This is a genomic window from Clostridium sp. DJ247 (assembly GCF_014231265.1).
Window position 1 is genome coordinate 65,391 of sequence record NZ_JABAIW010000013.1, and the last position, 24,043, is coordinate 89,433.

Annotated in this window: 30 protein-coding genes and 2 pseudogenes; 7 read left to right on the forward strand and 25 right to left on the reverse strand. The window is 29.8% G+C overall.

From position 1 onward, the window contains the following. Nucleotides 1–45 precede the first annotated feature (45 nt). From HGI79_RS07455 to HGI79_RS07470, 5 genes are all read right to left on the reverse strand, one after another. Entirely contained in the window at nucleotides 46–375 is a 330-nt protein-coding gene (locus tag HGI79_RS07455; protein WP_185650041.1) for a hypothetical protein, read from the reverse strand. Then, nucleotides 372–791: a hypothetical protein gene (locus HGI79_RS07460; RefSeq protein ID WP_185650042.1), complete on the reverse strand. Its 420-nt coding sequence runs from the start codon at nucleotides 789–791 to the stop codon at nucleotides 372–374. The genes HGI79_RS07455 and HGI79_RS07460 overlap by 4 nt, the downstream gene beginning before the upstream one ends. A 213-nt stretch (nucleotides 792–1,004) precedes the next feature. Next, entirely contained in the window at nucleotides 1,005–1,358 is a 354-nt protein-coding gene (locus tag HGI79_RS07465) for a recombinase family protein (RefSeq protein ID WP_395939523.1), read from the reverse strand. Continuing rightward, nucleotides 1,322–1,528, reverse strand: a complete 207-nt coding sequence (locus HGI79_RS23655; RefSeq protein WP_395939524.1) for a recombinase family protein — start codon at nucleotides 1,526–1,528, stop codon at nucleotides 1,322–1,324. Before HGI79_RS23655 ends, HGI79_RS07465 begins: the two co-directional genes overlap by 37 nt. A gap of 293 nt (nucleotides 1,529–1,821) precedes the next feature. Then, nucleotides 1,822–2,331, reverse strand: a complete 510-nt coding sequence (locus HGI79_RS07470; protein ID WP_185650043.1) for a hypothetical protein — start codon at nucleotides 2,329–2,331, stop codon at nucleotides 1,822–1,824. A gap of 415 nt (nucleotides 2,332–2,746) precedes the next feature. Between HGI79_RS07470 and HGI79_RS07475 the strand changes: the two genes are divergently transcribed. Both HGI79_RS07475 and HGI79_RS07480 read left to right on the forward strand, forming a co-directional pair. Continuing rightward, entirely contained in the window at nucleotides 2,747–3,340 is a 594-nt protein-coding gene (locus HGI79_RS07475) for a hypothetical protein (protein ID WP_185650044.1), read from the forward strand. Between the two features lie 19 nt (nucleotides 3,341–3,359). Further along, on the forward strand, nucleotides 3,360–4,097 hold the full coding sequence (locus HGI79_RS07480) for a hypothetical protein (protein WP_185650045.1): 738 nt from the start codon (nucleotides 3,360–3,362) through the stop codon (nucleotides 4,095–4,097). An 832-nt stretch (nucleotides 4,098–4,929) separates the two neighbouring features. Here HGI79_RS07480 and HGI79_RS07485 read toward each other — a convergent pair. Then, on the reverse strand, nucleotides 4,930–6,066 hold the full coding sequence (locus HGI79_RS07485; protein ID WP_185650046.1) for an IS4 family transposase: 1,137 nt from the start codon (nucleotides 6,064–6,066) through the stop codon (nucleotides 4,930–4,932). Between the two features lie 169 nt (nucleotides 6,067–6,235). Here HGI79_RS07485 and HGI79_RS23660 point away from each other — a divergent pair, with 169 nt between their 5' ends. Next, complete coding sequence (locus HGI79_RS23660) at nucleotides 6,236–6,400, forward strand: IS3 family transposase (protein WP_185650069.1); 165 nt, start codon at nucleotides 6,236–6,238, stop codon at nucleotides 6,398–6,400. A 23-nt stretch (nucleotides 6,401–6,423) separates the two neighbouring features. Continuing rightward, nucleotides 6,424–6,981: a DDE-type integrase/transposase/recombinase gene (locus HGI79_RS07495; protein WP_313885186.1), complete on the forward strand. Its 558-nt coding sequence runs from the start codon at nucleotides 6,424–6,426 to the stop codon at nucleotides 6,979–6,981. 278 nt (nucleotides 6,982–7,259) lie between these two features. Here HGI79_RS07495 and HGI79_RS07500 read toward each other — a convergent pair whose 3' ends face one another. From HGI79_RS07500 to HGI79_RS07515, 4 genes are all read right to left on the reverse strand, one after another. Beyond that, a complete protein-coding gene (locus HGI79_RS07500; RefSeq protein WP_313885187.1) occupies nucleotides 7,260–7,502 on the reverse strand; it encodes a GNAT family N-acetyltransferase in 243 nt (80 codons plus the stop codon). 237 nt (nucleotides 7,503–7,739) lie between these two features. Then, nucleotides 7,740–8,153, reverse strand: a complete 414-nt coding sequence (locus HGI79_RS07505) for a GNAT family N-acetyltransferase (protein ID WP_185650048.1) — start codon at nucleotides 8,151–8,153, stop codon at nucleotides 7,740–7,742. A gap of 20 nt (nucleotides 8,154–8,173) precedes the next feature. Beyond that, a complete protein-coding gene (locus HGI79_RS07510; protein ID WP_185650049.1) occupies nucleotides 8,174–8,548 on the reverse strand; it encodes a helix-turn-helix domain-containing protein in 375 nt (124 codons plus the stop codon). A 5-nt stretch (nucleotides 8,549–8,553) separates the two neighbouring features. Further along, nucleotides 8,554–9,141 (reverse strand): LysE family transporter, encoded by a 588-nt coding sequence (locus tag HGI79_RS07515; protein ID WP_185650050.1) that lies wholly within the window; start codon nucleotides 9,139–9,141, stop codon nucleotides 8,554–8,556. 189 nt (nucleotides 9,142–9,330) lie between these two features. On the opposite strand from HGI79_RS07515, the gene HGI79_RS07520 reads away from it, so the two are divergent. Further along, nucleotides 9,331–9,621 (forward strand): hypothetical protein, encoded by a 291-nt coding sequence (locus tag HGI79_RS07520; protein ID WP_185650051.1) that lies wholly within the window; start codon nucleotides 9,331–9,333, stop codon nucleotides 9,619–9,621. Nucleotides 9,622–9,901: 280 nt separating this feature from the next. Here HGI79_RS07520 and HGI79_RS07525 read toward each other — a convergent pair. The 8 genes and pseudogenes from HGI79_RS07525 to HGI79_RS07560 all read right to left on the reverse strand — a co-directional run. Next, nucleotides 9,902–10,084 (reverse strand): annotated as a pseudogene (locus tag HGI79_RS07525) (peptide deformylase); the annotation flags it as partial. After that, entirely contained in the window at nucleotides 10,085–10,321 is a 237-nt protein-coding gene (locus HGI79_RS07530; protein ID WP_185650052.1) for a helix-turn-helix transcriptional regulator, read from the reverse strand. 96 nt (nucleotides 10,322–10,417) lie between these two features. Beyond that, nucleotides 10,418–10,747, reverse strand: coding sequence for a hypothetical protein (locus HGI79_RS07535; RefSeq protein WP_185650053.1), 330 nt, complete (start codon nucleotides 10,745–10,747; stop codon nucleotides 10,418–10,420). 105 nt (nucleotides 10,748–10,852) lie between these two features. Next, on the reverse strand, nucleotides 10,853–11,206 hold the full coding sequence (locus tag HGI79_RS07540) for an SDR family NAD(P)-dependent oxidoreductase (RefSeq protein WP_185650054.1): 354 nt from the start codon (nucleotides 11,204–11,206) through the stop codon (nucleotides 10,853–10,855). A 1,068-nt stretch (nucleotides 11,207–12,274) separates the two neighbouring features. Beyond that, nucleotides 12,275–13,069 carry a TetR/AcrR family transcriptional regulator gene (locus HGI79_RS23475; protein WP_185650055.1) on the reverse strand — a complete coding sequence of 265 codons (795 nt, stop codon included), beginning with the start codon at nucleotides 13,067–13,069 and terminating at the stop codon, nucleotides 12,275–12,277. Between the two features lie 346 nt (nucleotides 13,070–13,415). Continuing rightward, nucleotides 13,416–13,580 carry a hypothetical protein gene (locus HGI79_RS07550; protein WP_185650056.1) on the reverse strand — a complete coding sequence of 55 codons (165 nt, stop codon included), beginning with the start codon at nucleotides 13,578–13,580 and terminating at the stop codon, nucleotides 13,416–13,418. A 5-nt stretch (nucleotides 13,581–13,585) separates the two neighbouring features. Beyond that, nucleotides 13,586–14,237 (reverse strand): annotated as a pseudogene (locus tag HGI79_RS07555) (UTP--glucose-1-phosphate uridylyltransferase); the annotation flags it as partial. A 115-nt stretch (nucleotides 14,238–14,352) separates the two neighbouring features. After that, nucleotides 14,353–15,678, reverse strand: coding sequence for a nucleotide disphospho-sugar-binding domain-containing protein (locus tag HGI79_RS07560; protein ID WP_185650057.1), 1,326 nt, complete (start codon nucleotides 15,676–15,678; stop codon nucleotides 14,353–14,355). A gap of 87 nt (nucleotides 15,679–15,765) precedes the next feature. Between HGI79_RS07560 and HGI79_RS07565 the strand changes: the two genes are divergently transcribed. After that, nucleotides 15,766–16,116, forward strand: a complete 351-nt coding sequence (locus HGI79_RS07565; RefSeq protein ID WP_185650058.1) for a hypothetical protein — start codon at nucleotides 15,766–15,768, stop codon at nucleotides 16,114–16,116. 388 nt (nucleotides 16,117–16,504) lie between these two features. On the opposite strand, the gene HGI79_RS07570 is transcribed toward HGI79_RS07565, so the two are convergent. The 6 genes from HGI79_RS07570 to HGI79_RS07595 are packed head-to-tail and all read right to left on the reverse strand — an operon-like array spanning nucleotide 16,505 to nucleotide 21,589. Then, on the reverse strand, nucleotides 16,505–17,443 hold the full coding sequence (locus HGI79_RS07570; protein WP_185650059.1) for a hypothetical protein: 939 nt from the start codon (nucleotides 17,441–17,443) through the stop codon (nucleotides 16,505–16,507). A 31-nt stretch (nucleotides 17,444–17,474) separates the two neighbouring features. Next, complete coding sequence (locus HGI79_RS07575) at nucleotides 17,475–18,653, reverse strand: glycosyltransferase family A protein (RefSeq protein WP_185650060.1); 1,179 nt, start codon at nucleotides 18,651–18,653, stop codon at nucleotides 17,475–17,477. 26 nt (nucleotides 18,654–18,679) lie between these two features. Further along, a complete protein-coding gene (locus tag HGI79_RS07580; protein WP_185650061.1) occupies nucleotides 18,680–19,597 on the reverse strand; it encodes a putative nucleotide-diphospho-sugar transferase in 918 nt (305 codons plus the stop codon). A gap of 3 nt (nucleotides 19,598–19,600) precedes the next feature. Then, a complete protein-coding gene (locus HGI79_RS07585; protein WP_185650062.1) occupies nucleotides 19,601–20,581 on the reverse strand; it encodes a GDP-mannose 4,6-dehydratase in 981 nt (326 codons plus the stop codon). Then, entirely contained in the window at nucleotides 20,575–21,339 is a 765-nt protein-coding gene (rfbF, locus tag HGI79_RS07590) for a glucose-1-phosphate cytidylyltransferase (RefSeq protein WP_185650063.1), read from the reverse strand. Before rfbF ends, HGI79_RS07585 begins: the two co-directional genes overlap by 7 nt. Further along, nucleotides 21,302–21,589, reverse strand: coding sequence for a hypothetical protein (locus HGI79_RS07595; protein ID WP_185650064.1), 288 nt, complete (start codon nucleotides 21,587–21,589; stop codon nucleotides 21,302–21,304). The genes rfbF and HGI79_RS07595 overlap by 38 nt, the downstream gene beginning before the upstream one ends. A 141-nt stretch (nucleotides 21,590–21,730) precedes the next feature. Between HGI79_RS07595 and HGI79_RS23200 the strand changes: the two genes are divergently transcribed. Then, entirely contained in the window at nucleotides 21,731–21,865 is a 135-nt protein-coding gene (locus tag HGI79_RS23200; protein ID WP_278046691.1) for a hypothetical protein, read from the forward strand. A gap of 649 nt (nucleotides 21,866–22,514) precedes the next feature. Here HGI79_RS23200 and HGI79_RS07600 read toward each other — a convergent pair. Then, nucleotides 22,515–23,831 (reverse strand): gluconate:H+ symporter, encoded by a 1,317-nt coding sequence (locus tag HGI79_RS07600; RefSeq protein WP_185650065.1) that lies wholly within the window; start codon nucleotides 23,829–23,831, stop codon nucleotides 22,515–22,517. Nucleotides 23,832–24,043: the final 212 nt, after the last annotated feature.

The following is a 24,043-nucleotide window of genomic DNA, read 5'->3' on the forward strand; positions in this document are numbered from 1 at the left end:
CAATTTCACTTTAATATAGATTGTTCTTTTATTACATAATACAATTTAAAAATTTTTCTTATATAAAAAATCTTTAAACTGGGCAATTGTATATAGTCCTAAAAGTACAACCATAGGCTCTTCATCCTTTGTTTCTACTATGGAAAAAACCACTCTATTTTGTGCATCTATCTTATATTCCCAAAGGTTTGAACTTTTAAGCCCTTTTCCGACTATTTTTTTTATTTTAGGAAGTTTTAAAAAGTTGTTAATCGAATCTTCCTTTTCAAACATTTTTACAACAAGCATTAACTTATTTAACGTCTTCCTATATTGGGGAGATGTAGAATTTTTTCTTGCATCATCTATGAAATTTTCACTAATTTTAATATTCATTTCTTCCTTCCATCCTTTAAGATATTATTTAGATCAATAAGATTATGTACTTTGCTCGTATCCCCTTCAGCTGCAGCTTTTATTATCTCATCCGCAATTACATCATAGCCTTGTTTTTTTGCGAAAGCTGCAAGAGCATCATCTTCCAATTCTGCTTTCTGGGCATTTTCTTCATGGGTTTTAATGGCTTTTCCTGCATAATAAGCGCATAGATGAAAAGCACCTAATACAAATAATATTATGATAGCATACCCAAAAGTAGGCTTTGTAAATACATTTTTCCAAAGAACTAATCCCTTAGAAGAATCAGTAATTTCGGCAATTAACGCACTACAAATAACGCCTTCCAAAATAACTGCAACCAATGTAGCCAGAATTTTCACTGGTATAGAAAAAACTTTTTTTAATATTTCCATTTGTCCCACCCTCGTCAAATTTATCAATAACCTATATTATAAATTACTTAACTATAATACTATTAATCAAATACTTAGTTAGTGCAAAAACTTTTAGTATCATTGATTTAATCACGATTGATTATCAATAATACTAGCTCTTTTAACATATCATCATTAAAATAACCATAAAAAAGTTCTAGGCAATATTAAGTTTATATTCTTTTCTTAATACTATTTCACAATTCTCTTATAGAAAGTGTTCTTTTTCAACCCCAATTCTTTCATAGCTGCAACAGCTGTAATAGCTCCTGCTATCCATTTCTCATGCACATATTTAAAGTTAGTTGGATATTGTGCTGCTGGTCTACCAATTCCCTTGCCACCATTCTTGGCTTTAATAATTGCTATTCCTTCAGCTTGCCTCTGCTTTATGTTCTTTCGCTCATTTTCAGCCACAAAACTTAATACCTGTAAAACCAAATCACTAATGAAAGTCCCAAGTAGGTCTTTATTTTTAGTTGTGTCTAATAAATCCATATCTAGTACTTTTATGTCCGCTTTATTTCTTTCGTGATTATATTCCATTCCTGCATAATCTCTTTATAATTCCTACCAAATCTATCCAAAGATTTTATGTATAGTAAGTCACCTTCTCGTAGACATTGTTTTAATGCTTGATACTGCTGCCTATTAAAGTCCTTACCACTTACTTTATCAATGAAAATATCACGTTCATTAATTCCTAATTCCTGCATCTCTTTTAGTTGTCGCTCTATATTTTGCTCACCCTTGCATATCCAATTAACATGTAATATCTCCTCCCTATGTTAATTGTACCATAAACATAAAAATGATTATATACTGAAACAATGAATATGGAACAACTTATGAAACAAAAATCCAGTAGTAATTATGCATTTCTTTATAAATTAAAAAAAGTACCATAAACGACCGTTTATGGTACCATAGAAATTAATTAAAACAAGAGTATAAACTCTTGTTAAAGGATACTATAGGAATATTATTCATTAAACTCGATTGTTATTAATTACTTTTTAACCTTATAAGTACCACTATAATCTTCAATAATTAAATCCGTCTTTGCTAATACATTTTTGGAGTTTTTTTCTTCCACACTTAAGGTAATATTTATAGATTTAGAAAGAGTATTTGGTTTAATATAACTTATTTCTGCTACGCAAACAAACAATACAGATTCTCCTGAATTAGTTACTTCCTTTTGCGGACCATTTTTTGTATCAAACATTTCTGTATTACTATTTATTGTCCAATGATACACTATTTCTTTATTGCTACTTCCTTGCAATTTTGGCGTTAATGTTATTCCTCGAACTGATGAAGTATACTTTTCATAGGTAGCTACATCTGATTCAATTGAAACACTTAGTGGCGTATCTTCCATAGTGGCTTTTACGCTTTCTAAATTACCTTGTGATAGGGTGTTCTCATAATTGACTTGAGAATCTACTTTCTTTGCGCATCCTACAAATGAAGCCATAATACACATAACAAATACACAAATGATTAATTTTTTCATTCCTCTATTACCTCCCAATAAATACACATATAGCTAAATCTTTAAATACCGATTATAACATTATACGATTATAAACTAAAAAAAGTTTATAACAGTTTGATGGTTTATTTTTTTTAATATTCTCTGCAATCCTACTTACAACGAAATATTTTACGTTTCTGATTTTATTAAGTGTATTATAGCATAATCTCACAAAACTATGTACTTATTATTTTGTACAATAAAGAGTTTTATAGAACAAAAGAAATCCCATTACCTTTATAAGAGCTAACACATCAGTTTGTAATTTCTAACTATTTCTATGTCGAAATTTGCGGAGCTAAACTTATTGAAAAATTAACAGCATACTAATAAAATAACATATATGGGAGGTTTATGTAAAAGATTATAAAAATATACAATATGGAGGGGTAAAATGTTTAAAAATGTAAAAGTAATTAAAACTAAAATTATTACAATGCTTATAGTATTAAGTGTGGCTTCGGGTACATCTACTGTTAAAGCAACTACCAATACAGATATTGATTGGAATAACAAATTAACAAATGGCCAGGATATTTATTATTGGATTACAGATTCTAATCCTTATATTGATTCAACAAATACTGCTAAAAATAAACTTAGATATCCTTCTGGAATGTGGAATCCAATGGTGTTAAATCGTACAACTGTAAAATCATCATCTAAAATGGATATATATCAATACGATACTGCTGATCTTAGCAATGCTTATGCTACTGTTTTTAGAAAAAACAGTTCAGGGGTCTATTATGCCATGCCAATATCAGAAAAAGATAGTTATGATTGGGTTTATGGCGAAATATTCTTAAATATTCGCTACATGCAGAATTATGATGTTGATCTCAGATCAACTATTATATTACATGAAATGCTTCATGTTTATGGTTGTAAAGATATAGCTAATAGCAATTCTATAATGTACTGGCTAACACCAACTGTAAGAGCTTTAACAAGTGATGCAAATACTGTCTTGAACAATAAATATTGATTAAAATAGGGAGGAAAAAATGATGAAATTTCTAAAATCAAAGTGGTTTATAGTGAGTTCACTTTGTCTAATTTTTGCAACTATAGGTACTATATCACTAGTTAGCAATAGATTAGGTAATAATAGTGCAGTCGTTGCAAGTAATATTGATAAAAATGCAGATATCACAAATGAGACTGATAAAAAACAGTTTTATGGTAGTTTTATGACCGAAGCTAACTGGGTAGCGAATCCAAGTGAACCTAAGAATTTGCTACAATTTACAGAAGATAATGCTATAATAAAAGTAAAAATAAAATCAATTGGCGAGGCAATGTTTTTTGAAAAAACAACAGGTTTCAATAATCCACAACCATTTACTCCTGTAGAAGTGATAGTAGAAAAATCATTAGATGGACAAGATTTACACAATATAAAAACAGTTTATCTAAGAGGTGGAGATGTTAAAATATCTGATCTAATGGAAACCCTTGACCAAGGAACCATTGAAAAAATGGGACTTCATACATTAACCAAAGAACAACAAAAAACAATGTATATATCATATCAATCAGAGTATGATTACAATTTAAAACCTGGTGAAGAATATGTGCTTATTGTAGCTAAAAATTCAAATAATATGTATACTATTGTAGCTAATGGGTATGGAATTTTTAAAGAAGATGAAGAAACGACATCGGAAGTTACATCAAAAAACGTACTTACAAAAAAAGAGTTGACAGACAGAAATGGAAAAGTAGTAAAACATAAAAAGTAGAAAAAAGAATAGTCAATGGATAATAGGGTACGTTAATGATTCGAATAGTTAACGTACCCTATAGTATTGACGGAGCTAACCGACAAAGCTATGCTAAGGTATAGTTCTATCCCCCTAGTTTTAGCTACCTAATTATATGACTAATGTTTTTGGATATAATTAGCTTAACGTGGATAAAAATCTTTTGTTTCATCCATTTTGTGTCTTAACGTGGATTTTGTCGGAAGTGTTGGCGCTACCCCAATTTTAATTTTTATTTCAAGGTTATATTTTTTATTCACTACACTATCCTTTTGTTAGTTAAGTTATATATATTATTTTATTTCTTAACCATTAAAACTATAATCATACTTATGTGTTATCAACAAAGTCATGTAAAAAAATTTCAGAAACCATATTTGCTGAACTTTTTCCACTATTAAAAAGCTGCTACTGATATTTAATCTTCTGACTATGAACTCTTAATAAAAACTTAATGTATGTATAGGCTATGATCCAAACTCAATGCCAATCGCTCACTACGCCAACTTTGGTTTTACAACTAAAAAAACTTCTCTTTTTTTATATACTAAACTTTCTCTTTTTGCGGTTATCAGTAATATCGTATTATAATTCAGGGGTGTCGCCAACATTGTCGGATTATCTATTAAAAAGTATTTTATTATCACTAACGTTTAATCATAGGTAAACATTTCCATTGATTTTTTAGAATTAGCTGTTCCTAAATGGTATTTGGTAATATACATTAAGTTTGGAATATAATTCTGAGAAAAAGGGCATAAAGGCCCGTAAGCAGTAGCTTTTGGATACATATGGAATTTTTTTAGAGGTACTACCCTGATTCTAACCAAGATTTCCACTCAAAGGAACAACTATTAATATTGTCATTTAAATAATATTTTATTTTACGCTTAATTTGTATTAAGCCGAAGGCTGCAGATGCTGATTTTTCAACTAGTTTAAGCATAACAAAAGTCATTATACCTGTAATAACTTGAATCATGATTGCATTTAGGCTGTGTCCTATAAGTGTTTTAAATTTTAAGTTTTGTTTTATCCACTTGAAGAACAGCTCAATTTCCCAACGCTTTTTATATAACCATGCTATTTCTTCACTAGATAAATCAAATATATTTGTTACAAATACAATTTCCTTATTCTTAGAATCAATGATTTTTATTACTCTATAAGACTTTTTAGTTTTATACGTAGATTCTGATCCTAATTGTACTACCTGATCAGAAACAATTTTAGTTTTAGCATCTAGTAGCTTTGTTTCAGCATAAGTAACTTTTAAATCTTTAATTTTGTTGACTATAGCGTTGTCTTTTAATCTAGTAACAAAGTATTTATCTTGTGATGTAAATTTATCAAATTTTTTATAGTCAACATAGGCTTTATCAAATATATAGGTGCAATTTTTCTCATTCATTAGTTCTTGCATTTTAGTTTTATCATGATTTTTAGCATTTGTTACTATGAAGCATTCTGGTAAACCTTTATTTAAGTCAAACTTTGTGTGTATTTTAATACCAGCTTTTTTCTTTCGGAATAGAGCCCACTGATAAAAAGTTAAACACATACTGATTGTAGTAGAATCTATTAACTTTATTGGACCAAACTTTTTTAATGATTCATCTGTAGGGATTGAATTAAAAGCTTTAGATATAAGCTCAAGCATAACAGGCACAAATACTTCATAATTTCTATTATTGTTATGTCTTGATAAAGTCCCCAAGCTAACGCTTTTAACTAATAGTTTTAACCTAGGTGAAAGAGAAACAGAATCCCTAAGATCCCTTACCCCCTTATGCTCCGCAATATGAAAATATATCATAGATTCTAAATGATTCTTTGTAAAAAACTTAGAAACCTTATAGTCAGTGTTTAACTTAAATGTAGAGTATTGCAGTATTTCCCAATTAATAAAGTCTATAAATTTATGAAATAAAGTGATATAATCACCCATGATAGTCAGTAACCTCCTCTGTTTTTTTGTATTTGTGGTGATTATATTAAAACAAAGGTTACTGACTATTTTCACGTCTAATTTATAGCATTTTATAAAATTTATTCCAATTGAAATTTGTCAAAGGTAATTTGAACCAAAGATTAAACGTTAGTGATGTGATGAGCAGATTAAAGAGTTTATTATAGAGTCAATTGATGGTGATGCCATTAACTATGGATATAGAAAAATAACCTATCACTTAAGAAAGTATTACAACCTTATAATCAATCATAAGAAGGTATATAGGCTCTGTAAAGAGCTTGGTATACTTAAAGACCAAAGAGAAGAGTAATTAAACCTAAAATAAAGAAGGTCATTGCAGTTAACAGAACCGTAACAGCATCAAATCAGTTATGGGAAATGGATATAAAGTATGGCTATATTCAAGGCGAGGATAAATTTTTTTACTTGCTAAATCTAATTGATATTTTTGATAGAAGTATTATCGATTATCACATGGGATTGCACTGTGAAACTAAAGATGCAGCAGCATTACTAAGAAAATGCTTAATACGAAGGAATTTATTTGTGGAAGGAGCTAAGAAACCTGTAATAAGAACAGATAATGGACCACAGTTTGTAAGCTATAAATTCAGCGAATGCTGTGAAGAAATTGGAATAGAACATGAGAGAATACCTGTTAAAACACCAAATAAAAATGCACATATAGAATCATTTCATAGAATACTTGAAGATGATTGTTTGAAAATTAGTGAGTTTAACACTTATGCAGAAGCATATGAGGTAGTAAACGAATTCATGGAGTTTTATAACAATAGAAGAATACATTCAAGCTTAAAGTTTATGTCACCAAATGAATTTTTTAACCTTCATTTTGGAGAAAACTCTACTAATATTAAAATAAGGGTCTAATTCCAAGAAAAATGAAGAATTTATTAGGTTTTGTCCAAAACGAAGGGGTTAATCCGAAATTAATTAGCACCTATTAAAATGTTATTATAACAAAAGTCTGTATCTAAATCGATGCAGGCTTTTGTTGAGTTACAAAATCAGAATATTACGATACAAAACACCGTAAAACTCTTGTGAATAATACGGTGCTTCATAAGTTGTTCATTATTAAATTCCAATAATTATGCGAAGACTCATTACTAAACCTTATTGTTTAGTAAAACTATGTGTATATTTGATTAAAACTCTAAAATCATATCATACCATTCAGAACCACCGTGTTTGGATTTTGAAATACCTTTATTTTCAAACCCAAACTTTGAATAGTAATGAATGAGCTTCTCTTTACACGTTAAAATAACACCTTTGCGACCAGCTAATCTTGATACTTCTATCAAATGATTCATTAATTGTGGAGCAATTCCTTTTTTTCTGGATTTTTGACCTTTATAGATATAATATATCCACAATTTGAGTAAAATTCTGCAATAATATCCGAATCACCTAAATACAACTTTGTGTTGAGTGGATACATTCGGGCATAGCCTATTTATTTACCTTGTTTGATTTCCTTACATCCACATTCTAGACATTCTTTTAATTTCTCCAACTATATTATATTCCTTTTAATTCACATTAAAGAACCGAACAGAAATTCAAGCCTAATGGCATAGAGAAGCACTACAACTTTCACGGTGGTAGGGCTTTTTCTGTATTCGTTAGTACTGATTATTAAAATTGTAAAGTTGCATTGCTACGCCATCTGCCATAATCTTGAAGCCAAACTTTTCATAAAAAGCCGCATTTTTGCTCTCTTCTGGCATAATTTCAAGATATAGATAATCCTTATATTTTTCTCTAATCATTCCAATCATTGTTCCAGCAATTTTCTGTCCTTGATAATCAGGATTTACCAAAACATAGTGCATATATGCTACCATTTCGCTGTCATCCAGCACCCGTACGAGACCGACCAGTTTATCTCCATCCCAAGCTGTTAAGACTGTAGAAGAATTTATCAATGCCTTATACAATCGACTTGGATATTGTCCAGACACCCAGCCAACAGATAAGAATAATTGCTGCACTTCTTCTTGCGTGAATTTTTTTTCCTCCGTGTAAGTAATCGTCATTGGAAAATGCCTCCTTTTCCTTACTTATAGTCACATTTTTTACATTGCGTCATTGTATTTTCATTATCTTCCTTGTGATAGGCTCCAGACCATCTGCAAATACTCTGCAAAATAGGAACCACAGAATTGCCCTTCTCAGTGAGGCAATACTCCACACGAGGCGGAATCTCATCGAATGACTTTCTCTGCACAATATCATCTGCAATCAGTTCCTTGAGGGTGGATGCCAGAACAGCATCCGTGATATTGCTCATTTCTTTTCGAAGTGCACTGTATCGTAAAGTGCCTTTTTCAGCCAAAACGCATATGATTCGTGATTTCCACTTTCCACCGAAAATTTCAAGGCCATATTCAAGCGGACACCGGATGTCCTCTTCCATTTTATGTTGATACATCAGATTCACCCCCTTACAATATCCCAAGCACAATACAGCAAAAACAGGCTCAATATAAAATTGATAGGTTTGTAGTGTTTTTCGTAAATGCGCTGCATCTTAATTCCGAGAAATGCCCATGTTAGACAGGCTGTACCTCCAACGCTGACCACTCCCACACCTGCCAAAAGCAAACCGGGCAAAGTGCTAATATGGGGAACAAGATAGACCATCAACAAAGTCATAATATAAAAATAGATTTTTACATTTACAAATTGAAGAGAGAATCCCTCTCGAAAGGATGCTTGTCCATCCTTCTTATCCTTTAACGGCTTGCTCCGAAAAATATGTACTGCCAGCCAGACCATATATATGCTTCCAATATATTTCAGCACAGCAAGCACTGGTGTGAGAAAAGCGTTCAATCCATATACCGCCAAGGTACAAAGAAACTGCACACAGGCATAACCTGCACAAATGCCAAGAATTAGTCGTTTTCCTTTTTGCCAGCCAAATTGAGTTGTAGTATTTAGGGCCAGAATGTTTCCAGGGCCGGGCGTAAAAGAACAAACCAGCATATATCCTAACATTGTCCAAAAAACTGATATCGACATTTTAACCTCCTGTATTCAAACGAATGTAACACTATTATAGAGGGCTGTCTGTATATTAGCAAGTAACTATGAAATTTATTAGTAACTCATAAATTTGCGGATATCTTTTTCTCTTGGAGCGCTTGAAATATAATTATATCAGACTCAGGCAAACAAAACGAGTCATATCACAAAATTGGAGGTAACACCATGAAAGTAAATGCTTATTTGGAAATCACAATGAAAATCGAAGAAGCCAACCGTGCAGACGCTGCCAAGGTTTATACTGATTATCGGGGCCCGTTTCTGGAAACAATTGAAGGTGCTCTGGCCAAAGACCTGCTGATTCGTGACGAGGATGTTCAGGTACTTCACGGCTTCGACAGCGTAGAACACGCACAGGCTTACCTGTCCAGCGCAATGTTCCAGAATGATGTCTTCGTTGGCCTCAAGCCGCTCTGGAGCGCTGACCCGGATGTAAAGATTTATAGCGTGGCATAATTGCTTGAAACATACCGTGATTTCTCCGTGCATCGTTGTCCGATGTACGGATTTTTTATAAAAATAGCCGGGCATCCCCGACTTTCACATTTGCACCCCCTTTTTTGAGGTGCATCCCCCTTATACACACTTTTCTTTATAATTCGTAATATCTTACCAAAATGTAACTATCGTAAAACCTAGATACACGCGCCTGATATGAATATTCCTATTTAACATTTTAGTGTTATTTCAAAAGTATTACTGAAACAACCAAATAATAATACATAATATTAACATTTACAACTAATCGTTTTAATATACCTACTTGTGGTGCTGCTAATCCTGCACAATTTTCTGTATTATACATAGTATCTACCATATCATTTAGTATTTGTCTTATTTTATCATCTACCACTTCAACTTCTTTGCTCTTTTTTCTCAGTATTTCATCACTAGAAAGTCTAATTTGTCTTAATGCCATTTAAACTACACCTCTACTTTGCTGTGCTCTGGATTTTCTTTCGCTTTCTTCAAAAAGAAAAACTTCCTCTATGGAACGTCGAAATATTCTAGAAATATCATAAGCCAACCATATGGACGGTTCAAATTTTCCTGTTTCAATAGCGTTAACTGCTTGCCTTGACACCCCTACAAGTTCTCCTAATTGTTCCTGGGTTAATCCAAGAGATTCTCGAAGTTCTTTTAATCTATTTTTCATTAATAACCACCTCTGTAATGTTAACCTTACACTACCAATGTATCATTGCACTGTTTTCGTGTCAAGTAAACCTTACATAATATATAATAGATAAACTTATAATTTTATAAATAATCTTCGTTGCATCTTACAATTGTAACGCTTCATACCAGTTCCATTATCTGCTGTTACATCTTCTTCAAAAATTCTTCCTAAAGCATATCCTACTGGCTTACCTTCTAATTCTGCTATAAGTATCAAGGTGTCCTCATTTCTATTAATAAACGTTTCTTCTCCCTTACTTTTTATTGAATCAATTACAAATTCATAATTATCGTATTTACACTCATTATTATGGTTATTCCGATTAAATTTACTTAATTTAACTGCAAAGTCAATAAAAATATCTTTATCACTGTTTACCACTTGTCTTATTTCTACTTTCATAAGTTTACCTCCATTTAGTTCGCAGTAATTTACTATTGTTTAAATATCATAGAATTATCATTAATAAACTATATATAAATAGTTGAACTAATAGAAAGTTCTAAACTATAAATCTCTTCTCATCAAACTAAAACTCTGACCTGTTGGACCAACTAATGGTTGAGTTCCCATAAATAATGCAAGATTCGTAACATCTTCTGGTTTCTTAATCCATTCACCATCAATTGAAAATGATGAATTACTATCCTTCATACTGCTATTACCCATATTCGTAGATAACGCTATTGCATTCCCATTGTTATTATTAATAAAATCTGCTGTATCATCGATTTCATTCTGACTCCTTGAAAAGCAGCATACTTTTGCACCATTAGTTGCATATGATATTGCTATAGCCTTGCCTATTCCCCTTCCTGCACCTGTAACAACCGCAACTTTGTTTTCTAAAAGACTACACATAAAAAACTCCTTATGATTTATATGTAAATTTTTCTTAGTTATCTTAATTCTATCACTTCATAGTAATTTATTTTATATTATACCATTAAATTACATACACAAAAATAATAGGTACTAAAATTAATTAGCACCTATTACTAAAAGAACGTGTTTTGGAACGATTTACATTAAAATAGTATCACTTATAATAAATTAATTCAATATAAAGGAATTTTGTTGTTAGCCAATATTCATATGTTAGTAGCTAAGTTAGAATGTTGCTTGAAATGTCTGAATTGCTCTATTGATTAATTGACTTCAACTATACAATCTTGCTCTTTATTATCTTCTTTCAAAAAATCTTTGCTTCATTATTGCTCCTATATATAATAAATTTTATCTGCAATTGCTGTTATAAGTGTGAAATAAGAAACTATTTTCCGTGCAGATTATCTAGGATTAAATTCAACCAGTTACAAAATCAGGGCAATCTTAAGTGTATATTTCATATCTAATAAATTTCAATTTTCTTTAAAAACTTTTGGAATGCATTTCTGCATAAATAACAGTAAATTCTATACCCCTGTATGGATATTAATATGGCTGTGTCAACTGTGTTAACTAATGTTAGATATACAAAGAGTACTTAGCTTACATATTTTTTTACGCTTACTCATATAGCAGCCACAGTAAAAACTTTAAGTTATAAAATTGGTGACATAAAAATATCTAAAGCCTTTAGATAACTCTTAAAAACCTCTGATTTTCGATATAAGCATCCGTATCAAAATTAATTAAATCAAGAAACCATGTAAGTGCTAAAACGCTCATGCTTACATAGTTTCGATAGCTTTCTTTAATAAATTGTTTATAAAAGTAACTGTATCAAATTATATTTACATTAAACTAATAAAACATTTGTTATTTTAAGGTAAATTTGCTACATTTTATTTTTTTAGTTATCAACACACAGCACTCCACATGCCCTGTCACTCTCAACATAAAATCCTACAATGAAGTTACACCAACGTTCATAAATAGGCTATAAATGGTAAAAAGCAAACATTTATGGTTATCCCACAAAAACTATTAATACTTATTTTTAACTTTTATACCTTTTTCAAATATATTTACTATATTATCTAAAATCTCACCTTTAGTAAATTCACTTTTATTAGGATTTAGAAGTTTATCAAAAATTATAAAAGAAATTATATCACCAAGAAAAATTCTGGTAGCAAGTTTAGTATTTAAACAATCAATTATCCCTAATTCTTTATTTTTTTCTAGATATATTGATAGTCTTTCAACCATTTTATTAAAACCCTTATCATAAAGCGCTTTACCTATTTGAGGAAACTTTCCAGCTTCAGCTATTATAACTCTAATAAGATTTAATTTTTCTGGCTTAGTTAACATTTCATAATAACTATATGCTACTTCTATAAGAACCTCATGCAAATCCTGTACACCATCATCAATTGATAGCATTTTAAAATTTTCAATCACATCCTCTTCTTCAAAAATTGCTGTAAATAATTCTTCCTTATTATGAAAATATTGATATAATACGGCCTTTGAAAATCCACAAGCAGAAGCTATAGTCTCCATAGAAGTAGCATTATATCCATTCTTACCAAATAAACTTAATGCTACTTTTAAAATTTCATGTTTCTTTTCATCGTATTTAGGTCTCAATTGTTCAACTTCAGGAATATTTAAACTATCAAACAACTGTTTCTTATTTTTGTAATAAAGATATATTGTTCCTGGTGAAATTTCTGCAAGCTTTGCTATATCTATTATTTTCGTTTCTTTATAACCTTTTTGTAAAAAGACTTGCACAGCTGCTTCTTGTATTTTTTTTAATTTGTCTTCGTCCACACATATCTCCCTTCCTAGACTTTCTTATAAATTTGAAATATTTCTTTTTCTATGAATTTCCTTATTTATTTTACCATTTTTACTGAAAGAGGTTTTAAAGTAATTCAAGTTTCTAGTGATTTTAATCTTTTCATCTCAGCAATAATAAAGATTGCTGTAAGAAATGACACAATTAAATCTGAAGAGGCTCCTGCTATCCATACACCATTTTGTTGAAAAAACTTTGGGAACATGATAATTAACAAATAATCATATAAATCCTGTTGTTGAAATACTAACAGCTGAAATATTAGCCAAATTTAAAGTTTTTTTACTCGTTCATAATTTTTAGCTCCATAATTATAGACTATGAATCTTGATTAAGTGCCAATATAGGCATAAGCACTAAAAATATTACACTGTTTATTATTTCTATGACTGCTCTTGCCATATCTCCATCAAAGTTTTTCAAGCTATTATTTAAAATAATTGTAACATTACTTGAAACCAATTGCAGCAAAAATGATGACATATCTATTGCAAAAAACCTAATTTATCTCCCACATCATATCTTTTACCTTGAAACTTATAAGCATATATAGCTTCTTCACTCATTAAAGTTTTTAAAGCATCTGTTAGCTGGATTTCCCCACCTTTACCAGGCAGAGTATTTTCTAAAACTCTAAATATTTCAGGTGTTATTATATATCTCCCGAGTACTGCAATATTTGAAGGTGCCTCACTTATATTAGGCTTTTCTACAACATCCTTTAATTTATATACATTATCTTCAATATACATACCATTAACTATTCCGTACTTATACACCTCTTCATGAGGTACTTCCTGAACTCCAAGTATTGTAGTTTTATATTGATCATAACAATCCATTAATTGTTTTAAGCAAGGCACTTCACTATTTACAATATCATCACCTAACATTACTGCAAAAGGCTCATTACCTACAAATGTTCTCCCACAATTTATAGCATGACCTAATCCTTTAGGTTCTCTTTGCCTAATATAATAAATATCAACCATATTTGATATGTCTCTTACTAGCTTCAACGATATACTGTATTGTTGGTTTGTCAACTATAGGTAACATTTCTTTTGGTTGTGCCTTTGTGGCTGGTAAAAATCTGGTACCAAGTCCTGCTGCTGGTATAATTGCTTTTTTTATATTCATTTTTTCTCCCCCCGTTGAATATTATATTTTAAAAACTATATTAAAAACTTGATTTATATATATAGTTTTAATTAATAAATCACTATTTAATCGAGTAAAATGTCCATGGTTATGATTATATAATTTTTGTCCTAATAAATTCCCATATAGCCATTGCACAATCTTTCTTTCCGTCAACACTTTGAATACTCCTTTGAAATTGCTTGGCTTTCTTACTATAAGAAGGATTTTCAATAAGTTTTTTTGTTGCAGCTGCAATATTAGCTGCCGTCCATCTATTAATTGGAATACGTATACCCGCGCCCTTCAGTGCAACGTTATCTAAATTAATTTGTTGTTCTGGCTGCATAGCAACTCCAACAATAGGCGTCCCACTAGCAAGAGCTGTTTGTACTGTTCCTTGTCCTCCATGAGAAATAACAACATCTGCCATAGCATTTATTAAAGGTGCAGGTACAAATGCATCTGTAATATATAATCCTTTGCGGTTTCCTCCACAAGCTAAAGCCTCCTCTAGAGGACAAACAGCTGGTGGAGCTAAAACAACTGCGTTCCATGTGCTTCCTATCCCTGATGTTAATGCTTTAATAACTTCTAACAATTGTTTCTTGGTGCCTGAACTTCCCATGGTACAAAAAACCTTTGGTTTTCTTTCGTTTACATTAAACACACTTAAAATATTATGATCAACTTCAGCGTTACTGTCTCTTGGAGAAAACAGGGGACCAACAATTTTAAAATTTTCTGGTAACACTTGACCTTCATAAAACTCTTTAAGATCATTGATTACGGTTAAATCAGCTTCTAGCATATCACATAAATTTTTAAAAGGTTGTCCTTTAAAACCATATCTTTTTACTGCTAACTCTATATTCCTTTGATGTAAAAATGGTGCTTTCAATTTAATTGATTTTGGTACAGCTTTCATAATTCCACGTCTTATAGACAAGGGTAAATATGTTAATAGCTTCATTTGATCTGGTACATCTTTTACCAAATAGGATGAAAAGAAATCAGTATTAAGTGGAATAGGCATAAAGCAAATACTAGCTGTAGGCTTTTTCAGCATACCACGAGCTATACTAGCAAAAGGCCAAAATCCATGAATAACCAAGTCTGGCTTTAATTCTTCTAAGGCATCAATTTCGCCCTTTAATAATTTATAAGCAATTTCTTCATCACCAATAAAATTTGATCCTTCCGTCTTAAAGTCTTCACGAAAGCCTGCACCAGAAAATCTAGGTTCACATTGGTAAATAATAAAACCATTATCTATAACCTTTTGCTCAAATTTACTTCCTCTAGAAAGAAATATAATATCAACCTTATAGTTAGTTGGACAATATTCTCTAATTCCCTTTGCAATTTCTAGAGATCTAGTTACATCACCCGCATTTTTTAAAACAACAGAAAAAACTATTCGTAATGACTTGTTTTTCATTATATTACCACCCTTCATATCTGAATAAATAAAAAATAACCAGTTGGTTTTTATTTATTACTTATATGCTAATACTTATTATTTTAATTGTCAATAAGCTTTAATTTAGTTATGGATACTCCTCTTCAAGAGGAAATATTAGATATTGCATTATCCAAAATAAAAACAAATCCCAATCACATGTCTATGAACTTTCACGATAGTAGTCCAGTAATATACAACTTAAAAGATGATTTTGTTGTTAATGAATATAAAGATTTAATAGCCAGATATGAATATAATTTAGATGGTGGTATAGAAATAATTGATTATACTAGGGTGAATGATAAAGAGATAGAAGCTGTTTTAGAAGAAGATATACTTTCTTTTGAGATTAATGAATTACTAAATGATGATGGACTATATGTTATTTCTATGCAAGAAATGATCTGGAAATAAATTTGAAATTGATTTTTGCAAGAATTGATTTTAAAAAATATTAGTTATTTATTAATTGTTTTAGATAGCAATTATTTAATCCAGTTTTCGGCACTCTATACTGTGATTAAAAAACTGAAACTTATTCAGTAGAAGAGAAGAAATGGAGTTATAATAAAGAGTGTAAGATAGTCTGTGTAAACTCCAATATGTTCGGCTTTCTGTGTCTACAATGCTATACCAACACCAACAAAGATGTAGTATTATGTCTTGGACCAATGTACCATCTTACATATGTAAAATATTATCCTATTATGATTCCGTTTTCATTTATTGGATATACTTAAAAGAGTTTTTGAAACTTCTCTAAGTATATCCAACGTAAAAATTTTTTCTAATTTTATATTAGTTATATTTTATAATTGTGTAAATTAATAATATTAGCCCTATCAACAAATCCTGCATTAAACCATGGGAATTCTGTAATTACGTTTTCTATTGATTTTGATAACCATCTAACATAAGGATCATATATATAATTCATTAAATTTTCGTCATCTATGTGATAAAAAGAACATAAGTCAAATTCTCTAGATCCTAGTATTATAACACTAGAAAAATGGTAAAATATTAGAGGTGAATCATCTACATACACAACATTATTCAACTTTGAAACTTTATAATTTTTTATATTCCAAAACGCAGCATTTACTCCAATAGAGTTTACTATATGAACATTTTTAAATATATTTGGCCATTCTTCTACATATCTTTGGTCTCCAAAGGTTTTATTGATTGTATCATATTCAATAGTGCATTTTTTTAAACAGCTATCCCCCCAAAGTCTTACTGCAGATTTTGCTTCATTATTATTTTTAAATCCTACAAATCCTGTATTATATAACCCACTTAATTCATAATAATTATTAAATTCTTTAGAATTTCTATGATGTGTCAAAAAAATTGATGCATTAGGATTTTCATTAAAAATATAATCTATATTGAAAAAAAAGAATAAATCTGCATCTAAATGAGCATAATATTCTGCATTATCATATTTATTCATAACATAATATAAGAAAATAGGTTTTAGTGTCCAACAATATTCATGAAATATCCTATTAGCTTTAGCTAATGCTAGGTCAAAATTATTTCTTTCTATATCTTTTAGTTGGATTAAGATTACATTTTTAAAACCTATTTTATTCAGCATATGGTAAACAGAGTCATCCATACATAAAATAAACAATTTGAAATCACTGCAACATCTACATAAAGAAATATACATTGGTATAGATTTAAATAGATTACTTTCCGATAAGATCATGGAAAAATGATATTTTCTCATAGTTATCCCCCCCTTCAATATTTTTTAAAATTTAATAATAAACATTATAAATTTCTCTTATTAAAGCTAACATAGCTTCTGTAAAATATTTAATTCCAAATACATCTCTTAAAATTATAACTTCCATTGTTATTTTTTCTACATCAATATCTGTATTAGGCATAACTTGTCTCATATTTTTAACACCTTCATCAAAGAAGCGTCGTCTACATGTTTGAAGTAATTCTAAAAATATATCTAAAAGGGGTTTAAAATAGCTTAAAGATATCATATTATTTATATCTTTAACTAATTCATTCAAATTAAAGCTATTAATCGATGTTCGATAATATATACAAACTAATATTACATCCAAAAAATAAATATTATTATATTTATCACATATATAGTTTATATTTTCATACATTGCAGCCGTATTACTATTAGTAGGATGCTCCTGATGAACACTTAAAATATTTTTATCAAAAATAAACTTGTTGCCAGATTTATATAGTCTTATTCCTAAGTCATAATCTTCGAAGCCATAGGCTACTATATTTTCATCAAACATTCCTACTTCTATGACTCTGTTTCTTTCTACTGAAGCATTATTAGTAAAAAAAAATCTCCATGGCAAAGTATAGTCGTCTAATTTTCCATTGTGTTGTTCTAATATTCCCATTAAAATTCTCATAAAGTCCGTATCTAAATCAAAAGAATGCTGTATATAACTTCCATTAATTATCGAATCTATGCTTATCAATGAATACTTGCTTAGCTTATTAGATTTATCTTCTAGTTTGGGTACAGTTTTATCTAAATACTTTTCATAATCACCTCCAAATTCTTTATAATAAAAAGTAAAAATTCTTTTCCATGGAATTCCACATACAACTACATTTTTTTCTTTATGATTTGCTAGATGTCTTGTTATAAAATCTCTAGGGGCTATCATATCACTGTCGTGAAATATTAATATATCCCCAATTGCTTTTTTTATTCCTGTATTTCTTCCACGTGCAATTCCCTTATTATTTTCAAGTCTAACAAATTTCAAGTGAAATTTAGGTTTAAAATTTTTTAACATTTCCAAAGTATTATCACTAGATCCATTATCTACTACAATTACTTCAAAAATATCAAAGTCACAATCTTGATTATTTAAGGAAATCAAGTTATAATATAATCGCTCTTTAGAATTATATGATGGAATTATGACACTTGCTTTCATTGCTTTCTCTCCTTTTTATCTTTTTGTTAATTATCATCAATTGCAGCTATAGTCCTATATTCCTTAAAGTCTGAATCAATTTTTTCAACTTCATCAATAAGCTCTCTTAATAGCTTTCTATATATTTGATAAATAAATGGTGGATTTATTCTATCTTGTTCATGAATTTGCCTTATATCATATTTGCTGATTATTCTAAAGCCGCTAAAGTGATAAAATATTAATCTGTTATTATTTACCAATACATTATCATCTACAATTGTAAAATTATATTTTGCGTAATTCCAATGTGCAATATTTACTCCTGGAGTTGTTATTTCCTGAACATTTTTAAATAAGAATGGCATGTCATCAAGATATTTTTGATCTCCAAACTTATTATCCTCAGGATTTGAAGTGCAACTATCTATACATTTTTTATCCCACCAGTTAACACACTCTATTCCATTAATATCTTTTTTAAAGCTAATAAATCCTGAGTTAAAATTTCCAGTTAGATGTTGCACATAATGATTAAGCTCTTTTGAGTACATAGGCAAAAATATTTCTCCACTAGATAGCAATACAGACGCATCTGGTTGATTTTTAAATATTATATTAGGATTTTGAAAAAAGAATAAATCTGAATCTATATAAGTTACTCTTTCAATGGAATCATCTAAATTAAAAACATACTTTATAAAACTAGGCTTTAATGTCCAGCAATATTGGTTTAATTCTCTTTCAGTTCTGATTTCTAACAATTCTTTTCTATTTAGTTCAGGAATCTTTACTAATACTAGTTTATCAAAATTAATCTTCTTAAGGAATTCATAGCATTTATCATCTATACAAAGGATATATATTTTAAGGTCACATACATTTTTATATAAAGATAAAAAACATGCCATTCCCTGAATTAATCTAGTACTCGATACAACCATACAAAAAACACTCTTTTGCATTGTCTATATCTCCTTTTTTAAAAACTCTTTATACCATTTTACAGTTTTACTTAACCCCTCATCAATTGTATACTTTGGATTCCATCCTAATATATCTCTTGCTTTCTTTGCTGATAAATATTGATGCTTTATTTCGTTACTTCCTTCATTTAATATTATAGGTTTTAAGTCACTGCCCATAATTTTTAATATTTTATCTACCAATTCTAAAACTGTTAATTGTATTTCATTACTGAAGTTAAAAGCTTGACCTCCTAAATTAAGTTCCTGAACTTTTTCGGCTAGATTAATATATGCAGCTACCGCATCTTCCACATAAAAATAATCACGGATAAAACTTCCGTCACTTCTTATTACTGGAGCTTCTTTATTTAATATAGATCGAATACTTTGTGGAATAATTCTATTGAAGTTTAGATCACCACCACCATAAAGGTTCCCACATCTTGTAATGCAAACTGGTAACTTATAAGTCTCATAATAGGCTTGGGCAATTAAATCTGCACAACTTTTTGAAACATCATAAGGATGTTTTCCTTTAAGCGGCATATCTTCATCATAGGGAAGTTTTTCCTGATCACCATAAGCCTTGTCGCTAGATGCAACTATTACTTGTTTAATTAATGGACTTCTTCTTGCAGCCTCAAGTATATTCCAAGTTCCTTCTATATTAGAAATAAAAGTTCCTAATGGGTTTCTATTTGCAACTCCAACAATCGCCTGAGCTGCTAAATGAAATACTGTATCTATTTCATATTCTCCAAGTATTCTTTCTATTACTGAATAATCTTCTAACACACCGTTTACAATATTAATCTTTTTATATTCTTCTCCACTATATATATTTGATTGTGGTATATAATCTCTTACTAAGATAGTTACATTGGACCCATAATTTACGAGTTTTTTAACTAAATAACTTCCTAAAAATCCAGTACCACCAGTTACAAAAACATTTTTATTATCCCAAAACTTATTTACCATGTTTTCCAAGCTCCTTTTCCTTCGTTCCAAATTTTATTTATATTATTTATATCATTTAAAGTATCCATAGCAGTCCAAAAGCCATTATGAATATATACTGATAACTCATTATCTTTAGCTAGATTCTTTAGTGGGTTTTGCTCTAAAACACATGTTGTATCATTTTCTAAATAATCAAATATTTCTGGTTCAAAAACAAAAAATCCACCATTTATTATTCCATCAGTATTCTTTTTTTCCTCAAAAGATTTAGCTAATCCATCTTCTACGGTTAAAATTCCATATTGACTTTTTTTATATATGCCTGTGACAGTTGCTATTTTCCCTTGTTTTTTATGAAATTTTAATAGTTCATCTATATTTATATCTGCTAGTCCATCTCCATAAGTTAACATAAATGTTTCATTACCGATATACTTTTGAGCTCTTTTTAATCTTCCACCTGTCATAGTTTCAAGTCCTGTATCAATAAAGTTTATCTTCCATGGCTCTGGTTCTAACTCTATATTAATATCTCCACTTTTCATATCTAAAAAAAAACTGCTAGTCTTCCATACATAATCTATAAAATATTCTTTTATCTTCTCTCCCTTATAGCCTAACAAAAACATAAAATCATTAAATCCATAATGACTATATATTTTCATTATGTGCCATATGATAGGCATACCACCAACATCACATAAAGGTTTAGGAGTATCTACTGTTAATTGACTCATTCTACTTCCTTTTCCTCCAGCCAGTATAATAGTTTTCATCTTTTGACCTCCAGTCTTTTTGACTAATTTCATTATTTTTAAAATTCATTATTGACTTAAGATCTAAATATCCACAATGATCATATTCATCATATAAAATAATAATTATCAAAAGATTTACACATTCGTTACGTATCTTTAAAACTGCTAGCTCATGACTTATATTTATGATACATCTATCTTTAATGAATGCATTAACTTCACATTCTAGTTTTTTTAAATCCAAACCCGCTAATATTTTTACTTTCATCTTACTTACCTATGCCCACTCATTTTTTATAATATATATTATTCATAAAATTTTATTGTGTTCGCGATATTTATTTTTTACATTATAGAATTAACATTAATAGTCAGGGATTTGAATCTTTCACACAGTAGTTATACTACGATGATACAATTTTTTTATGTTTCTTCATGGACACTTGAAACTATTGTAAACAAACGGACTGAAGTTATTAAAAGCTTTGCACCTATTTATAAAGAAGATGGTGTTAAGGATTCTTTTAAGGCAACAACAATATAGATTTATAGTAAAAATCAGCAAGTTAGTTACTATTGTATAAATCTTCTTTTGGTACAAAAATTATATCAAGAGTTATACATTTTGTACTTGTTATCTACAATATCATAAATTCAATATTAGTTAGCATAGATATCAATTTAAATCCAGAAACAATGCTAAACCTGTATAGATATCGTTTCAAAATAGGACTGGACATTTAGTGAATTGATACTGTTATCTGTGCATTTCATTATTAATTTTAGAGTAAATCAAGACTAAAGCTTAAAAGATTTAAGAAAAAAGATGAGATTGAGACTATTGATAAAATTTAAAATGCAAAAGTAATAAGAAAGAATTATATATACATTAAACGCTATTTAAATATATGTTATGTGTAGTTGCATTGCTATAGATTTATTACAAAATAGATTTAACTTTTAAAGAGTAAAATATTCAAATAACGATACTGTGGTTTCTTTATCATACATTAAGTCCTTAAAGAAAATTTCTCTCTAACTCCTACGCGTTTTAACTCATATTTTTTCACAATGCACTATCAAGTATAGTCATTATTTTAAAAAAGAGGTGTCACAAAATAGAAAATATTTTCTATTTTGTGACACCTCTTTATATTCGAAATCTCTAAATTGCTTGTAAATTGATATTATATTTAGACAAATATATTTATAATTAATACTCCTATTAAACCCATAACTGAAATTATAGTTTCCATAACTGACCATGAAGCTAAAGTCTCACCAATAGTAAGACCAAAATATTCTTTAAACATCCAAAATCCGGGATCATTTACATGAGAAAATATAAGACTACCAGAACCTGTTGCTAATACCATTAAAGCTGGATTTACTTGTGTTGCAGAAACAAGTGGTAATACCAACCCTGCGGTAGTCATGGCTGCTACCGTAGCTGAACCTAAAGATAAACGAAGTATAGCTGCAATAGTCCATGCTAAAACCAAAGGAGATATTTTACTTCCTGTCATTATTATAGTTATATAATTAGCTACTCCACTATCTATAAGAACTTGTTTTAAGGCACCGCCACCACCTATTATTAATAGTATCATGGCAATTCCGCTTGCTGATTCTGCTACAGATTTCATTAAATCCTCCATGCTCTTACCTCTAGCTATACCTAAGGTAAACATAGCAACTATAACAGCTATAAGCATAGCCATTAACGGAGTTCCTATAAACTGTATAAAATGTCTTACTTGTGATGTGTCTGGTAATACATTCTCACTTATAGCGGCAGATGCCATTAATACAGGAGGAATTATAGCTGTTATAACGCTTATTGAAAAACTTGGCATAGCTTCTTCATCAATAATTTCTCCTTTAAATAAACCACTATTTCCTTTACGATCAAGCTTCTTTATAAATTTACTAAAAATTGGACCAGCTACTATTACTGTAGGTATAGCTATTATAATACCATAAATCAAAATCATACTAACACTTGCACCATATATAGTTCCTATTGCTACTGGTCCTGGGTTAGGTGGCAAAAATCCAAATGTAACAGAAAGTGCTGCTGCCATAGGCATTCCTATGTATAAAAGTGGCAGCTCAGTAAATTCGGCAATAGAAAATACTATTGGTATAAGTAATACAAAACCTACTTCGTAAAACATAGCTACCCCTACAATAAAACCTGTAATCACAACTGCCCATTGTATTTTTTCTATACCAAATTTATTAATAAGAGTTCTTGAAATTCTCTGCGCTGCACCAGACTCTGCTATGATTTTTCCAAACATAGCTCCAAAACCTAAAATTAATGCTAGATGCCCTAAGGTACTACCAACACCGTTTTGTATAGATGTTACTACATTAATTAGAGGCATTCCCTCTGCGACTCCAACAAACAGTGCTACAACAATCAATGATATAAAACCATTTATTTTAAATTTAATCATAAGTAATAACAATAGGACAACTCCAATTGCCACAATCAATAAAGGCATATTTCTTCCTCCTGTAATCAATTTAAAATTATACTGAATTTGCTTAATAATTTGATAATTTTCTTTACTTTATATGATGACTAAAACTAATGCATTTTGTACTATTTTATAATTAACCTTTAATCATATATAGAGTTTTACTCCATATATCCACCTTTCATAGGTGATGCTGCACGTTTAGTGTAAGTGCCTAAAACTCCTTTAGTATATCT